This window comes from Marisediminicola senii (assembly GCF_011057645.1).
In the GTDB taxonomy this organism is placed as follows: domain Bacteria; phylum Actinomycetota; class Actinomycetes; order Actinomycetales; family Microbacteriaceae; genus Marisediminicola; species Marisediminicola senii.
The window spans coordinates 1-15,440 of the sequence record NZ_JAALGE010000058.1; the positions used below are offsets into that span (position 1 = coordinate 1).

Annotated in this window: 15 protein-coding genes; 7 read left to right on the forward strand and 8 right to left on the reverse strand. The window is 68.4% G+C overall.

The annotated features are described in order from the left end of the window. Nucleotides 1–147 precede the first annotated feature (147 nt). The 3 genes from G5S38_RS13895 to G5S38_RS13905 all read right to left on the reverse strand — a co-directional run bounded on the left by G5S38_RS13895 (nucleotide 148) and on the right by G5S38_RS13905 (nucleotide 2,958). Nucleotides 148–672 carry a hypothetical protein gene (locus G5S38_RS13895; protein ID WP_165069838.1) on the reverse strand — a complete coding sequence of 175 codons (525 nt, stop codon included), beginning with the start codon at nucleotides 670–672 and terminating at the stop codon, nucleotides 148–150. A gap of 277 nt (nucleotides 673–949) precedes the next feature. Beyond that, on the reverse strand, nucleotides 950–2,272 hold the full coding sequence (locus G5S38_RS13900) for an MFS transporter (protein ID WP_165069840.1): 1,323 nt from the start codon (nucleotides 2,270–2,272) through the stop codon (nucleotides 950–952). A gap of 20 nt (nucleotides 2,273–2,292) precedes the next feature. Continuing rightward, on the reverse strand, nucleotides 2,293–2,958 hold the full coding sequence (locus G5S38_RS13905; RefSeq protein WP_165069842.1) for a winged helix-turn-helix domain-containing protein: 666 nt from the start codon (nucleotides 2,956–2,958) through the stop codon (nucleotides 2,293–2,295). 223 nt (nucleotides 2,959–3,181) lie between these two features. Here G5S38_RS13905 and G5S38_RS13910 point away from each other — a divergent pair, with 223 nt between their 5' ends. Then, on the forward strand, nucleotides 3,182–3,790 hold the full coding sequence (locus G5S38_RS13910; protein ID WP_328796744.1) for a sigma-70 family RNA polymerase sigma factor: 609 nt from the start codon (nucleotides 3,182–3,184) through the stop codon (nucleotides 3,788–3,790). 213 nt (nucleotides 3,791–4,003) lie between these two features. On the opposite strand, the gene G5S38_RS13915 is transcribed toward G5S38_RS13910, so the two are convergent. Both G5S38_RS13915 and G5S38_RS13920 read right to left on the reverse strand, forming a co-directional pair. Further along, nucleotides 4,004–4,573, reverse strand: coding sequence for a TetR/AcrR family transcriptional regulator (locus G5S38_RS13915; RefSeq protein ID WP_165069844.1), 570 nt, complete (start codon nucleotides 4,571–4,573; stop codon nucleotides 4,004–4,006). Next, a complete protein-coding gene (locus G5S38_RS13920) occupies nucleotides 4,566–5,402 on the reverse strand; it encodes an alpha/beta fold hydrolase (protein WP_165069847.1) in 837 nt (278 codons plus the stop codon). Before G5S38_RS13920 ends, G5S38_RS13915 begins: the two co-directional genes overlap by 8 nt. 88 nt (nucleotides 5,403–5,490) lie before the next feature. Here G5S38_RS13920 and G5S38_RS13925 point away from each other — a divergent pair, with 88 nt between their 5' ends. Next, nucleotides 5,491–6,405 (forward strand): putative protein N(5)-glutamine methyltransferase, encoded by a 915-nt coding sequence (locus G5S38_RS13925; protein ID WP_165069849.1) that lies wholly within the window; start codon nucleotides 5,491–5,493, stop codon nucleotides 6,403–6,405. Between the two features lie 234 nt (nucleotides 6,406–6,639). Here G5S38_RS13925 and gndA read toward each other — a convergent pair whose 3' ends face one another. Beyond that, a complete protein-coding gene (gene gndA, locus G5S38_RS13930; protein ID WP_165069851.1) occupies nucleotides 6,640–8,088 on the reverse strand; it encodes an NADP-dependent phosphogluconate dehydrogenase in 1,449 nt (482 codons plus the stop codon). 172 nt (nucleotides 8,089–8,260) lie between these two features. Here gndA and G5S38_RS13935 point away from each other — a divergent pair, with 172 nt between their 5' ends. From G5S38_RS13935 to G5S38_RS13950, 4 genes are all read left to right on the forward strand, one after another. Next, nucleotides 8,261–8,782, forward strand: a complete 522-nt coding sequence (locus tag G5S38_RS13935; RefSeq protein ID WP_201276698.1) for a gluconokinase — start codon at nucleotides 8,261–8,263, stop codon at nucleotides 8,780–8,782. Between the two features lie 173 nt (nucleotides 8,783–8,955). Continuing rightward, nucleotides 8,956–10,365, forward strand: coding sequence for a GntP family permease (locus G5S38_RS13940; protein ID WP_165069854.1), 1,410 nt, complete (start codon nucleotides 8,956–8,958; stop codon nucleotides 10,363–10,365). Continuing rightward, a complete protein-coding gene (locus G5S38_RS13945) occupies nucleotides 10,362–11,192 on the forward strand; it encodes an SDR family oxidoreductase (RefSeq protein WP_165069857.1) in 831 nt (276 codons plus the stop codon). Before G5S38_RS13940 ends, G5S38_RS13945 begins: the two co-directional genes overlap by 4 nt. A gap of 122 nt (nucleotides 11,193–11,314) precedes the next feature. After that, nucleotides 11,315–12,289, forward strand: coding sequence for a zinc-binding dehydrogenase (locus G5S38_RS13950; RefSeq protein WP_235929088.1), 975 nt, complete (start codon nucleotides 11,315–11,317; stop codon nucleotides 12,287–12,289). A 113-nt stretch (nucleotides 12,290–12,402) separates the two neighbouring features. Here G5S38_RS13950 and G5S38_RS13955 read toward each other — a convergent pair whose 3' ends face one another. Further along, complete coding sequence (locus tag G5S38_RS13955) at nucleotides 12,403–13,113, reverse strand: FadR/GntR family transcriptional regulator (protein ID WP_165069863.1); 711 nt, start codon at nucleotides 13,111–13,113, stop codon at nucleotides 12,403–12,405. 248 nt (nucleotides 13,114–13,361) lie between these two features. Beyond that, entirely contained in the window at nucleotides 13,362–14,252 is an 891-nt protein-coding gene (locus G5S38_RS13960) for a VOC family protein (RefSeq protein WP_235929086.1), read from the reverse strand. Between the two features lie 150 nt (nucleotides 14,253–14,402). Between G5S38_RS13960 and G5S38_RS13965 the strand changes: the two genes are divergently transcribed. Further along, complete coding sequence (locus G5S38_RS13965; RefSeq protein WP_235929087.1) at nucleotides 14,403–14,885, forward strand: MarR family winged helix-turn-helix transcriptional regulator; 483 nt, start codon at nucleotides 14,403–14,405, stop codon at nucleotides 14,883–14,885. Nucleotides 14,886–15,440 lie beyond the last annotated feature (555 nt).

Sequence of the window (15,440 nt, forward strand, 5' to 3'; positions counted from 1 at the left end):
TTGAGCGCCCGGGCCCACCCCATGATCCACCCTACCCCCGCCGCGAGCGGCGGAGGGTGTGAAGCGAAAGCGGTGGCAAACCCCCCCCGCCCTCCCCGTCCCCCCCCCTGCCCCCCCCCCTCCCCCCGCCACTGACCCCCGTCTCTGTCACTGCCCCTGCAGCGGCGTCACCGTCACGTCCATCGATCCGAATGGGAACGGCGGGAGCAGCGGGTGCACGGCAAATGACTCCGCATTCGGCAGCGGCGTCAGCCAGAATGCGGCGTGCGCGACCACGATCGCAACCACGACCAAGGCGATCACGGCGAACCGCGCCCTGCGCACCAGGCGCGCGGCATCGCGCTCCGACAGCCCGCGCGTCGACACCCGGTGCAGGGCGACGGACACGACGGCGACCAGGGAAACGTAGACCAGAATGCTCGGGCTCAGGTTCATCATCACGCAGGCCGGCGCGGAATCCGTCGGGATGCCGTTCGCGTCGACGAAGCCGCCCTGCGCGCTGAACCCGCCCGCGCATCCGCCCCGCCCGGCGGTACCCAGCACGGAATAGACGAGACCCGCGACGACTGCGGTAATCAGCAGCCTGCGCATGCCGACCTCGACCGGGGTGTCGCGGAGAAAGTAGCCCGTGACCCCGGACCCGGGCCCCGTTGCACGCGCCTTCGTTGCCATGAGCATTCCTTTCGGTTCACTCCAGCCTTGATCGCCCACCACGGCTTGTCAACGCCGGCCGACGTATCGCGAAGCGGCGTGCCCGCCACTGGCCTTTCACTATTCAGGAACATGGATGCCGCCGCGCCCCGTTTCGACCGGAATACCGCCCTGATCGCGGCATCCCACCGCCACACCCTCGTTTTCGCGTACTCAATCCTGAATACTGACGGTCTCGCGCCACCTGTTCCTGAATGATGGAAGGTTCCCGCGGCCCGTTCCTGAATGATGAAAGCGACTACGCGAGCGGGCCGTCCGTACCAGACCCACCGCCCCCACCCGCACCACCGGGCCGCCGCTCCATCTCCCGCCACACGCCCCCGCTCAACGGCGTCAGCGTCGCCGCCACGTACAACACCGCAACGATCCCGAACGCGACCGCCAGCCCGATCGTGTCCGCCGCAATCCCGCCGAGCAGCGCACCGAACGGCACACCCGCCCACGCCCCCGCGTTGATCATGCCGAACACGCGGCCGCGCATGTGCTCGGGAACCCGCTCCAGCTCGACCGTGCCGAGGATCGGGTTCAGCGCGCCGGCTGCGAGCCCGGACAGCGCAGTCGCCGCGACCAGTATCGGCAGCGGAGCACCCAGCGCGAACGCCGCACTCGACGGGCCACCGGCCAGTGCGAAACAGATCGCGAATGTCACCCGCCGCGGCACCCGGTGCGCCACGAAACCGAACACGATGTTTCCGACCAAGGCGCAGCCGCCCATCGTCGCGACGAGCAGACCGAGCGCCGCCGCACCGCCCAGCCGGTCGTTCGCGTAGAGGGGGAGGAGTGATGACCCGCGCGCGGCATCCAGCAGGTTCGTGAACAGAACGAGCGCCACGATCAGCCGCATCAACGGGTCGCGCACCACGAACCGGAACCCCTCCCGCAGGTCCGACCAATACGACGGACGCGGCCCGTCCACCGCGCCGACCCCCACCTCGCGCCGCACCGCCGGCACGAAGAACGTCGTCAGCGCGGCCGACACCACGAACGTCGCCGCATTCACGAACAGCGCCGCAATCGGGCCGACCGCCGCGACGAGCAGGCCGGCGATGGATGCCCCGATCAGTTTCGCGAATCGTTCGGAACCGTCCAGCAGTCCCACGCTCTGCTCCAGCCGCACCCCGGCACGCACCGACATCGCCGGCAGCATGATCCGCCGTGCGGTCTGGCCGGGCGTATCGAGCAACCCGCTCGCGAACACCAGCGCGAGCAACGCCCAGAACGGCAACCCCACGGTGAGCGCGAGCACCGGAATCGCCAGCACCGTCACGCCGCTCACCAGGTCGGCCACGATCGCCGCCCTGCGGTGCCCGACCCGGTCGACGACCACCCCGCCCAGCGCCCCGCCGACCACGATCGGCACCGTCGCGAAGAACGCCGCGATACCCACCTCGACACCCGTGCCGCCGAGCCCGAGCACGTAGAACGGGATCGCGAACGCGGTCACCACGTTGCCGGTCTGCGAGATGGCGTGCGCGCTGAGCAATGCGGTGAGGGATGCCGCCGCGCGGCGATCCCGCGGCCTCCGGGCAGCGCCGCCGTCGGTCTCGTCTGGTGTCGTCATGGTGGGTGTCGGGTCGCGGTCTACGGGCGCCGGTACGCCTGGTAGACGAGAACCACGGGCTCGGCGGCATCCATCGCACCGGGGTCATGGGTCGCGCTCACGTCGACCCACCGGTCGACGACGGCCTCGAGCTCGGCACGCAGGGCGGTCAGCTCATCGACGGTGAGGCGCAGGGTGCGATCGCCGCTCGCCCCGGCCGCGACCCACTCGCGGGGGAGCGTCGGCGTGCGGTCGATGTACTCGGTGAAGCGCGCGGCGTAGGCCTGGGCGATCGACTTCTGCAGCATCGCCGATGCCGCGAGCTTGTCGGGGTCGTCGAGTAGGTCGGCGGGTTCCCAGCTGGTCAGCGGGGTGGTGGCCTTCCACCAGCGTTCGCGCTGGTCGGTGCTCTGCGCGTCGGCGGGCTCGATGAGCGCGATGGACGACAGTTTCGCGAGGTGGTAGCTGATGGTGCCGGGTGCCTCGTCGACGATGTCGCCGAGCTGGGCGGCGGTCTGCGGGCCGCGTTCGCGGAGGAGTCCGAGCAGCCGCATGCGGGTCGGGTGTGCGAGCACGCGCATCGAGGCGGCGGAGGTGAGCGTGCTGCGCTGGGAGTCTGCGCGATCGGCGCTGGCGGGCCGGTCGGCGGGGTGGTCGCCGGCGGGTCGGTCGGCGGCCCGGTTGGCACGGTCGTCGCGGGGAGTCATGCGACCGACTGTATATGCACAATGGTCATTGCGCAACGACTGTTGTGTAGTTCACGTCGCCATCGGCAACGGTCGCGGGCCTCGCCTTATATCCGCGCTTGCTGAATAAATGCCGAGCCCGAATGGGGGACGCGCCGCGTCGCCGACTGTGCCTATAGCTGGGGGTACGTCGCCCATCAGGAGCTGATGAAGCCTCCGTATATGCTTGGTGAGGGGGTACAAAATGCACACGCAGCGAAAGATGGCGCACGCCGTTTCGTCGGGCGACGAGCCACGTGTTTCGTCGGACAACGACTTGCTGGTGTCGGTCGCCGCCGGCGACCACGCGGCGTTCTCCGAACTGTACGACCGGCTCGCCGATCGCACCCTCGGGCTCGTGCGCAGGACGCTGGTCGACATGAGCCAGTCCGAAGAGGTGACGCAGGAGGTGTTCCTCGCGGTCTGGCAGGACGCGGCGACGTTCGATCCGACGAAGGGTCGCGCGAGCACCTGGGTGTTCACGATGGCGCACCGTCGCGCGGTCGACCGGGTGCGTGCCTCGCAGGCGTCCAGAAACCGCGATGTCGCTGCCGGGTTGCGCAATTTCCACCCCGATTTTGACAGCACGTACGAGGCGGTCGAGATCAGTGTCGAGCACGGCCGCGTGCAGCAGGCGCTGTCGCGCATCACGCGAGTACAGCGCGAGACGGTGTGGTTGAGCTTCCAGCACCAACGCACCCACAACGAGATCGCCGAGCTGCTCGACCTCCCGGTCGGCACGATCAAGACTCGGCTGCGCGACGGTCTCGCCTGCCTGCGCCGCGAGCTTAACGCGGTGCCGGGCTCCCACTAGGGCGCGTGCCCGCGGCATCCTCTATTCAGGAATGGCCGAGGCTTTCACTATTCAGGAGTGAAAGTGCAGATGGGAACGGTCGGCGGCTGATTTTGGGGCCATTGAGTCGGTTTCGGCGCGGAATCGGGTGCATAACCCCTCGCGTTCCTGAATGATGAAGCATTTCTGCTCTCGGTTCCTGAATGATGAAAGCGGCCCGAAGCCACCACCCCCCTACTCCCGCCCCCACGACTCCAGCGCGGTCACGATGCTCCGCACCAGCCGTGCGTAACTCCGCTCCAGGTCGACCGGCATCGCGAAGCTGCCCTCGGTTTCGAGGGCCACGAAACCGTGCAGCGTCGACCGAAAGAACCGTGTCGCATCCACCGCGTTGTCGCCCTCGAGCTCGTACCCGGCCAGCACGCTGAAGATCACGTCGAGAAAGGCCGTCGACACCTCGATCTCCTCGGTGTCGCCCGGCAGCGGGGCCGACGTCGTCAGCGGGTACTGCCCGGGGTGCTGCAGTGCCCACCGCCGGTACGCCATCGCCATCGCGGTGATCGCATCGCCTCGCGAGCGTCCGACCGCGGACTGCGCGACCGCACTGCCGAGGCTGGCCTTGGCGAGGATGCGGATGCCGCGCTGCAGGCCGGGCATCCCGTCGATGTGCTTGTACAGCGACGGGGTGCGCACTCCGAAACTCTCCGCCACCGTGCTGAGGTTCAGCGCGTCGGCGGGGCTCTCGTCGAGCAGTTGAGCGCCCCGCTCGATCACCGCGCCGGCGCTGAGGCCGGCCCTAGGCACGGTGCAGCACCGTCTTCAGAAAAGCGAGGATCGCGACGCTCGTGACCTCGGGCTGCTGCGATTGCGGATAGTGGCCGGCATCCGTCACCATCACGACCTCGGCGTCCATCGCCTCGCCGATCCACTGCGCTTCGCCCGCCGGGTCCTTAAAGTCGGGATCCTTGTCGCCCATCACCACGAGGGTGGGGGTGGATGCCGCAGCGATCCTCGCCTCGGCGGGATCGTGCGAGCTGGTCCGGGCGGTCGCCGAGAACGCTTTCGCGTACCCCGGGCGGCGCATGCTCGCGACGACCGTCGCGCGGTACTCGTCGACATCGACGGGCTTGGTGCCCGCGTAAAGGCTCGGCAGGTATGCCTTCCAGGCGGCGGTCGCCCACAGCGGGGCCATCATCACCTTGAACAGGGCGAGCTGGACCGCACTCGATTTCGGGTTGCGCACGAACGGTCCGAGCAGCGCGAGCCCCGAGACCTGCGCGGGGTGGTCGGCGGCGACGATCACGGCGGCGCCCGCGGCCATCGAGTTTCCGACGATCACGGCAGGCGCGCCGAGCTGGTCGATGAGCGCGCTGATGTCGCCCGCCGTCTCGACATCACCGTAGGAGGGGAACGCCGCGTCGCTCTCGCCGTGGCCGCGCAGGTCGGTGGTCGCGACCCGGTAGCCGGCGGCGACGAGCGCGGGGGTGAGAAAGCGGTAGGTGGCGCGGAGGTCGCCCATTCCGGGAACGAGAACCAAGAGGGGTCCTGTGCCCTGAACGTCGTAGGCAATACGGCCGCCCGGCACGCTGAGATACTGCGTGGCCGGCTGCGACTCGGGGGTGATGTTCGTCATGTGGCTAAGGTAGTTACCGCATTAGCTAATGTCATTAGCTTTAGCGGAAGCCGACCCGATCTGCGGTCAGAGGGTGAGAATCGAATGGATGCAGCCAGCCAGCGCCCCCTCCGACCGCGGTACCCCCGCCGAGCCGGTGCGCGCTGCGCGTGACTCCGCCGCACCCGGGCCCGCCGGCGTCGCCCAGACCACCCTCGCCTCAGAGCCCGCTGCAATCCGTCCGGCGCCCGCCGCCACCCCCAACCGCGCCGCCATCACCTCCCGCCTCCGCGCTGCCGGATGCGTCTACGCCGAAGACGAGGCGGCCCTCCTCGCGGCCGACGCCCGCGACCCCGCCGACCTCGAGCGGATGCTCGCCGCACGCATCGCCGGCACCCCGATCGAACTCGTCCTCGGCTGGGCGGAGTTCCACGGCCTGCGCATCGCCGTCGAGGCGGGCGTCTTCGTGCCGCGGCGGCGCACCGGGCTGCTCGTCGATACCGCGGTCACGCTCGCCGCGCCCGGTGCCGTCGTGGTCGACCTGTGTTGCGGAACCGGTGCCATCGGGGCCGCGATCGCCGCCCGCCGTCCGGATCTCGAGGTGTGGGCGTCAGACGTCGACCCCGATGCGGTGCGGTGCGCTCGCCGCAACATCCACCCCGATCATGTGGTCGAGGGCGACCTGTTCGATGCGCTGCCGAAAGAGTTGCGCGGACGCATCGGTGCCGTGGTCGCGAATGCGCCGTACGTGCCGACCGGCGAGATCGCGCTGATGCCTCGCGAGGCGCGCGACTGGGAGCACGCGGTCGCACTCGACGGCGGCGACGACGGACTCGCGGTGCAGCGCCGGGTCGCCGCGCAGTCCCGCGAGTGGCTCGCGCCGGGAGCGGTCGTCATCGTCGAGACGAGTGAACGCCAGGCGCCGTTGTCGGCCGCGCTGCTCGCCGCCGCCGGGCTGCGTGCCGCCGTGGCATCCGCTCCCGACATCGACGCGACCGCGGTCATCGGCCGCCGCGCTGGGTGAGTGTGGTTTTCATCATTCAGGAACCGCCAGGCGAGTGGATGCTGCTGCTTCCCGTTTCCGCTGAATACGCTCCGATCTCGCCCTTGACGACCGCGAACTCCTGAATCCTGCACACTCAACGGTCGGCGTTCCTGAATTCTGCACACTCGGCGGCCGACCGTTCCTGAATAATGCATAACGCCCGCGCCGCACCCCGAGGGGCACGAGCGCGGGCGTCCGAGCGGCACCTACGTACTAGTGCGAGCTACCCTCGGTCTCGATCTCCGACCGGTCGCCGCTCCACAGCGTGTGGAACGTTCCCGGGATGTCCACGCGCTGGTAGGTGTGCGCTCCGAAGAAGTCGCGCTGTCCCTGCACGAGGGCTGCGGGCAGGCGCTCCGACGCGAGCGAGTCGTAGTAGCTCAGCGCCGAGCCGAACCCGGGGATCGGCACGCCCGAGAGCGCGGCGATCGAGACGATGCGGCGCCAGGCCGCTTCGCCGTCGGCGACGGCCTTGGCGAAGTACGGGTCCTCGAGCAGTGACGTGATGCCGGCGTTCTTCTCGTACGCCTCCACGATGCGGTTCAGGAACTGCGCTCGGATGATGCATCCACCGCGCCAGATTTTCGCGACGGCACCCTTGTCGATGTTCCAGTCGTATTCGGCAGCCCCCGCGATGATGGCGTCGAAACCTTGCGCATAGGCGACGACCTTGGATGCATAGAGCGCGGCTCGTACGTCGTCCTCGAAGTTCTCCGGGGCCTCGACCACGGGCGGGCGTGACGTGATGGTGCCGCGTACGGCCGCACGCTGCTCGGTCTTGCTCGACACCGAACGCGCGAACACGGCCTCGGCGATACCGCCGACGGGAACGCCGAGACCGAGGGCGTTCTGTACGGTCCAGACGCCGGTGCCCTTGGATCCCGCGGAGTCCAGGATTACGTCGACCAGCGGCTTGCCGGTCTTCTCGTCGGTCTGGCGCAGCACCTCGGCGGTGATCTCGATCAGGTACGACTCGAGGTCTCCACCGTTCCAGGCTTCGAACACCTCGGCGATGGCGGCGGGGTCGTGTCCACCGATGCGGCGCAGCAGGTCGTACGATTCCGCGATGAGCTGCATGTCGGCGTACTCGATGCCGTTGTGGATCATCTTGACGAAGTGTCCGGCACCGTCGGTGCCGATGTGGGTCACGCAGGGCTCACCCTCGGCGACCGCGGCGATGGACGACAGGATCGGGCCGAGGGTCTTGTATGCCTCGACGCTGCCGCCCGGCATGATCGACGGGCCGTTGAGTGCACCCTCCTCGCCGCCCGAGATGCCGGCGCCGACGAAGTTGATGCCGGTCGCGCTGACCGTCTTCTCGCGGCGGATGGTGTCGGTGAACAGCGCGTTGCCGCCGTCGACGATGATGTCGCCGGGCTCGAACGCGGCGGTCAGCTGCTCGATGACGGCGTCGGTTCCGCGACCGGCCTGCACCATGATGATCGCCGTGCGGGGCTTGGCGAGGGATGCTGCGAAGTCTTCAATCGTCTTCGACGCGACGAACCCGGCTTCGGGGTGCTCCGACAGCAGTAGATCGGTACGTTCGGGGGAGCGGTTGTACACCGCCACGGTGTTGCCCTCGCGGCTGGCGAGGTTGCGGGCGAGGTTCGAGCCCATTACCGCCAGTCCGACTACTCCGATGTTTGCCTGTGCGTCGCTCACGTGCGCTCCTAAGAATTGTGTCGGGCGAAAAACGTCCGAGATCAAATCTAGCCTCCACCGTCGCCGCGACAGGTGTTAGGGTGGCCAGCAATAAGTCAGACGTATACCGTCAGATGGTGATATGTAGTCATATCAACTTGGATTTTTCGCGTTGCAAAGGAGCACACCCGTAATGACGACCGACCTTCCCCTCATCGTCATGGGGGTCTCCGGTTGCGGAAAGTCCACCGTGGGAACCTTCATTGCCGCCCACTACGGCCACGAGTTCATCGACGGCGACGACCTGCACCCGCGGGCCAACAAGGAGAAGATGGCGGCGGGGCACCCGCTGAACGACGAGGATCGCGCCCCGTGGCTCGACATCATCGCCGATCGTATCGGTGCCGAGCTCGCCGAGGGCAAGCCGATCGTCGTCGCTTGCTCCGCGCTCAAGCGCAAGTACCGCGAGCAGCTCATCGCGCACGCCCCCGACACCGTGTTCGTGCACCTCGTCGGCGAGCGCAGCGTCATCGCGGAACGCCAGCGTCACCGCGACCACGAGTACATGCCGACCAGCCTGCTCGACTCGCAGTTCGCGACCCTCGAACCCCTGCAGCCCGACGAACGGCACATCCTCGTCGACCTCACCAAGTCTCCGGAGGAGATCGTCGAGTTCGTCGCCGCCCGTATCGCCGCGGGTGATTTCTCCGGGTAACCCAGCCGGCAGCTGCGCCCGCACCACCCGCACGCACCACCCACACGACTCGCACCCGCACCACCCGAGCCCGCACCACCCGCACCCGCACCACCCGCACTGCTCCGGCCCGGACCCGCCGCTGCAGCACCCGCACGCCCCGCACCACCACAACCACACACAACAAAAGGACGATGATGACCGAAATTGAACTCCTGTGGGAACTCCCCACCTGGGGACTCCTGCTGATCGCCGTCGGCGCGATCGCCCTGCTGCTGGTGATGATCATCAAGCTGCGGATCCACGCATTCCTCGCGCTGATCATCGTGAGCCTGGTCACCGCGATCGCCACCGGCATCCCGCCGGGCTCCGTGATCACCACCCTCACGGCAGGCTTCGGGTCGACGCTGGCGTCGGTCGCCCTGCTCGTCGGGCTCGGTGCGATGCTCGGGCGCATGCTCGAGACCAGCGGGGGAGCGAAGGTGCTCACCGATGAGCTCATCAAGCGCTTCGGTGAGAAGCGTGCCCCGCTCGCCCTCTCCATCGCGTCGCTCATGATGGGCTTCCCGATCTTCTTCGACGCGGGCCTCGTGGTCATGCTGCCGATCATCTTCGCCGTCGCGCGCCGCCTCGGCGGATCGCTCCTCACCTATGCGTTCCCCGCTGCGACCGCGTTCTCGGTCATGCACATCTTCGTGCCGCCGCACCCCGGCCCGGTCGCCGCGACCGGACTCCTCGGCGCCGACGTCGGCCTCGTACTCGTGTTCGGCCTCATCGTCGCCATCCCCACCTGGTACATCGTCGGCTACAAGTTCGGAACCTGGGTCGGTAAGCGCTACGACATCCCCGTGCCCGAGATCCTCTCCGGCGCCAAGAGCGACACCTCGGCCGACGAGTTCCGCTCCACCCCGAAGCTCGGCACGATCATCTTCCTGCTCGTCCTCCCGCTCGTGCTCATCTTCCTCAACACCGGCCTCAACGCCCTCGCCACCGCCGAGGTCGTCTCCCTCGACGACGGCTGGGTGCAGACGCTGCGCCTCATCGGTGAGACCCCGGTCGCGCTGCTCATCACCGTGCTCCTCGCGATGTACCTGCTCGGCTGGCGCCAGAAGAAGGAGTCGCGCCTCATCGAGACGATCGTCGACAGTGCCCTCGGCCCGGTCTGCGCGATCATCCTCATCACCGGTGCCGGTGGAATGTTCGGCGGAGTGCTCCGCGCCAGCGGAATCGGCAACGCCATCGCCGATTCCCTCGACGCGATCGGCCTGCCGCTCATCGTCGCCGGCTTCATCATCGCCGCCATCGTGCGTGTCGCCCAGGGTTCCGCCACCGTCGCGCTGACTACTGCGGCCGCCCTCGTGCAGCCGGTCGTCGCCGCCGACGGCAGTCTCAACCCGGTCGAGCTCGCCGCGATCGTGCTGGCCCTCGCCGCCGGGTCCGTCTTCGCCGGGCACGTCAACGACTCCGGCTTCTGGCTGGTCAGCCGCTTCTTCGGCATGGACACCCAGACCACCCTCAAGACGTGGACCGTCGGCCAGGCACTCGTCGGTGTCTTCGGCTTCATCTTCGCGCTGGCGATCTTCCTCGTTGCGGGTGCGGTATGACGGATGCAGCGATCCCCTCGGCCTTCGACCTCACAGGTCGCATCGCCCTCATCACCGGCTCCAGCCGCGGTATCGGTCGGGCCATCGCCCACGGACTCGCGTCGGCGGGGGCGACGGTCGTGCTCCACGGCCGCGACCCCGAGCGGCTCGAGCAGACCCGCGCCGAGTTCGCGGCCGACTTCGACGCTCCCCGCGGCCAGGCCGGCAGTGTGCACGAGGGGCAGCAGTACGGGCCCCGTGTGCACGCGGTGGCGTTCGACATCACGGATGCTGCAGCCGTCGCATCCGGAATCGCCCACGTCGAGGCGACCGTCGGTCCGATCCAGGTGCTCGTGAACAATGCGGGTATCCAGCACCGCGTACCGTTGCTCGACCTCGCGGTGGAGGACTGGAACCGCGTGCTCGACACCAACCTCACCAGCGCGTTCCTGGTCGGGCGCGAGGTCGCCCGCGGCATGGTGGCGCGCGGTCGCGGCAAGATCATCAACGTGGCGTCGGTGCAGACCGATCTCGCGCGCGAGACGATCGCGCCGTACACGGTGTCCAAGGGCGGTATTCGCAACCTCACCCGTGCGATGACCGCGGAGTGGGCGCGGCACGACATCCAGGTCAACGCGATCGCGCCCGGCTATATCCACACCGAGATGACGCAGAAGCTCGTCGACGATGAGCAGTTCAACTCGTGGATCATCGGACGCACTCCGGCGAAGCGGTGGGGAACCACGGATGACATCGTCGGTCCCGCGCTGTGGTTGGCATCGGATGCTTCGAACTTCGTCAACGGTCAGACCATCTTCATCGACGGCGGAATGACGGTGACGGTGTGACCGCCGAGGACAGCGCCGCCTCCGGCAACAGCGCCGGCGGCGACACGGGTAGCGCGACGAACGCCAGCGCCAGCACCCTCGCGGTCGTCGCGCACGCCAAGGACGACCTCCGCGTCGAGACCATCCCGCTCGCCGAGCCGGCTCCCGACGAGGCCGTCATCCGTATCGCGTACGGCGGTATCTGCGGTTCCGACCTGCACTACGTCTCGCATGGTGCTGCGGGGGAGTCGCTCCTCATCGACCCGATGGTGCTCGGGCACGAGGTGGTCGGAACGGTGGAGCACGCTGCCGCCGATGGCACCGGGCCGGTGCTCGGGAGCCCGGTGGCCGTGCACCCGGCGACGCCGCTGCCGGTAGCCGGCATCCACTATCCGGAGGAGCGTCCGAATCTCGCGCCCGGTGCGACGTACCTGGGGTCGGCCGCGCGTCGTCCGCACACCCAGGGTGCATTCGCGGAGCGCGTGGTGCTGCCGAGTCGCATGTTGCGCGCTCTTCCCAACGGACTCAGCCTGCGGGATGCGGCGCTCGCCGAGCCCGCCGCGGTCGCCTGGCACGCGGTGGGTCGGGCGGGTGCGGTGGCCGGTAGGTCGGTGCTGGTCATCGGGACCGGACCAATCGGTGCGCTGGCGATCGCGGTGCTGAAGCGTGCGGGGGCGGCATCCATCACGGCGGTCGACCTGCACGAGAGGCCGCTCGAGATCGCGCGTGCCCTCGGTGCGACTCGCACGATCGTGGCGACGGATGTCGACGCGATTGCGGCCGTGCAGGCCGATGTGGTGATCGAGTCGTCCGGAAGTCCGCGCGGTCTCGCCTCCGCTATTCGCGGTGTGGCCAGGGGTGGTCGGGTCGTGATGGTCGGCTTGCTGCCGTCGGGGGAGCAGCCGGCGCTGATGAGTCTGGCGATCACGCGGGAGCTCGAGCTGGTCGGGTCGTTCCGTTTCGCGGACGAGATCGACGATGTGCTGGTGGCGCTCGCCGATGGGTCGCTGTTCGTGGATCCGGTGGTCACGCACGAATACGCCGCTACTGATGCGCTCGAGGCGTTCGCGGTTGCCCGTGATGCGTCCGTGAGCGGCAAGGTGCTCCTCCGCTTCTGATTTGTCATCAGGGAGTCGCGTCGTCGCGGCGCTGGCGTACCCGTCGGCGTCGCGGCGTTCGCTACCCACCACGGGTCGATCCGCGCGACGCTCGCTGTCACTGCTCGCGCGACTCAGCCCAGTCGCGGAACGTCTTTCCAGATGTGTTCGACCTCGTCGATGGTGCGGCGCATGATCAGCTCCATGGCGTTGCGGGCGCGGTCGGGGTGACCGCCGTGCACGGCATCGGCGACATCCACGTGCCACTGCAGTGCCTCTTCGTGTGGATGCGTCGGCATCAGTCCCAGTTCGGTGCGGCCGCGCAGCACGGCGGCGATCATGCCGTCCATTGCGGCGAACATCTCGTTGCCGCTGGCCTTGAGAATGAGCGAGTGGAACTGGATGTCGAGTTCGACGAACGCGTCGAGGTCGCCGGTGCGTCCGATCGAGCGCATGGTCGCGGCGGCGGTGAGTAGTTCTCCGCCGACGCTCGCTCCGGAATGCCGTGCCGCCAGTTCCGCCGCCATCGGTTCGACCGTGGACCGCAGTTCCGTCAGCGACCTCAGTTGTGCACCCTGGGCCGGTCCGACGAGTCGCCACGCGATCACTTGCGGATCCAGCACGCTCCACACCGCTTCGGGAAGCACCCGAATCCCCACCCGTCGTACTGACGTCACCAATCCCAGCGACTGCAGCACGCGTACGGCTTCCCGTACGACCGAGCGCCCCACTCCGAGTTCGGTGGCAAGTTGTTCGGCGAGCACGGTGGATCCGACTGCGAGTTCGCCTGCGACGATGCGTCGGCCGATGTCGTCGACGACACGGTCGTGCAGGCTGGGCGTCATTCCTGCAGGATACCCGGGCTGGACAGGTGCTTTTCTTGCGGTATGTCCGGGTCTCCCATCTGACAGACGCCCAATTCAGGTCCGCCTGCGCGCCTGCCCGCTTGCCCGGCTGCCGGCGCGCCCCGTCGCCTGCCCGCTTGCCCGGCTGCCCGGCTGCCCGCCTGCCCGGATGCCCGCCTGCCCGGCTGCCCGGCCGCTCGCCTCCCCGCCTGCTCGCTCCGCCGTCAGCCCAGATCAGCCGCCGTCCGCTACATACGGCCTCCCTTCACAGTGACTTCGATCTGGTTCGCCCACGGATCGTCGAACCCGAGCACGCGCCCGTCATCCCGCGCCGCTACTCCCGCGAACCGCAGGCGTTCGCCGAGTGCGCCGATGTCGTCGGGAGTCGGCAGCTCGATCCGCACGAGCCCCAGCCCAAGGGCGAGCTGGCGACGGGGTGCGCCGGCACTGTTCCAGGTGTTCATGGCCATGTGGTGGTGGTACTTGCCGGCGCTGACGAAGAGCGCGGACGGTCCGAGTTCGGCCGTGGACTCGAAACCGAGTGCGCGGACGTAGAAGTCACGGGCGGTAGCGATGTCGCCGACGCTGAGGTGCACGTGTCCGACGGAGGCGGGCCTGGACGCCGCATCCATCATCGCTTTCTCGGTGAGGGCGGACTGCAGGAACGCGTTCGGATCCAGTCGCAGCGAGGCCATCTCGACCTGTCCGTGGACCCAGCTCCATTCGGTGCGGGCGCGGTCCCAGTACAGTTCGATGCCGTTTCCCTCCGGGTCGGTGAAGTAGAACGCCTTGCTCACGAGGTGGTCGGCGCTGCCGGTGAAGGTGTCGGGGTTGCGGGTCGCGACCGTGTACACGGCGGCGGCGAGGTCGGCTTCGGTCTCGAACAGGATCGCGGTGTGGAACAGTCCTGCCTGGCGAGCTCCGGCATGACGCAGTTCGGGAGCGTGTTCGAGGATGACGATCGGTGTCGCGCCGCGTCCCATGATCGTGCGGCCGACGTCATGCGCGAGTACGGACAGCGTGACGCTGTCGCGGTAGTAGGCCGTCATCGCGTCGAGATCGGCGACGCGGAGGGTGACGGCGCCCATCGAGGTGTCGGCCGCCAGCAGATCGGTGGTGGGGATGTGTTCACTGCTCATTACTTGGCTCTCTCGTCCCGATCCCTGTGACTACTGCGCGCACCGCCGCTGAGGGGATTGCCCCCGCGACCCGGAGTTGACGCCCGAATGCTTGTCGCTACAAGCAAAGTAGCACCGACTAGTTGTTGCAACAACTGTTACTCTCGCAACGTGGACGAACCCCGCTGGCTTACTGACACCGAGCGCGCAGCGTGGGTGCGGTTCGCGGCGGTTCTCGAGCTGCTTCCTGGAGCGTTGGGGGCGCAACTCTCGGCGGACGAAGGCCTCACCCACTTCGAGTACTTCACCCTCGCGATGCTGTCCGAAGCCCCGCACCGCACCCTGCGCATGACGGCGCTCGCGAACCGCACCAACTCGACTCTGCCTCGTCTCTCTCACGTCGTCTCCCGCCTCGAGAACGAGGGTTTCGTCGCTCGCACCGCGTGCCCCGACGACCGTCGCGCCAAGAACGCGACCCTCACCGAGGCGGGGTGGGCGAAGGTGCAGCAGGCGGCGCCCGCCCACGTGGAGAACGTGCGGTCCCTGGTGTTCGACACGTTGACTCCCGCCCAGGTCGAGTCGCTCGAGGGTGTTTGCCGTGCGCTGCTGTTGCGTCTCGATCCCGAAGGCCGGATGGTCGCGTCGGGGGAGTAAACGCGCTTCGACCGCCATGGCCGGATGGTCGCATCGGGGGAGCAGTTGCGCCTCGAAGTCGTCACAGGTCACCCAGCGTTGGCTGCGTTTCGGACTTTTTGGCGGTCAGTCGAGTCGCCCGAGGTTTCACGCCGCGTGGTCCGGTGCTGGCCGGTGCCGGAGGTGGGGCCGCCGTACTAGCCGCCTGACCTGCATCCCGGCGCTTCCGTCCGGAGCCGGAGCCGGAGCCGAAGCCGAAGCCCGAGCCGGAGCCAGAGCCAGAGCCGGAGTTCGAACCGGAGCCGGACCCGGAGCCCGAGTCCGAATTGGAGCCGGGTCCCGAGCCGGAGCCCGCAGATCGTCGGACTTCACCCGTGATCGGGCTGTGGCTGGGCATCGGTAGTAACCGTTGGTGGGGGTCGACGGTTCGGGGTGGTTGGAGGAAGTAGTTCGCGCCGTTGCGGGTGATTTTCCAGTCGTTGCGGTGGATCCATTGGTGGTGGAACCGGCAGAGGAGTATTCCGTCGGCGATGTTGGTGTTGCCGCCGGGTTCGTTGTCGGGTCCGCCGGCCCAGG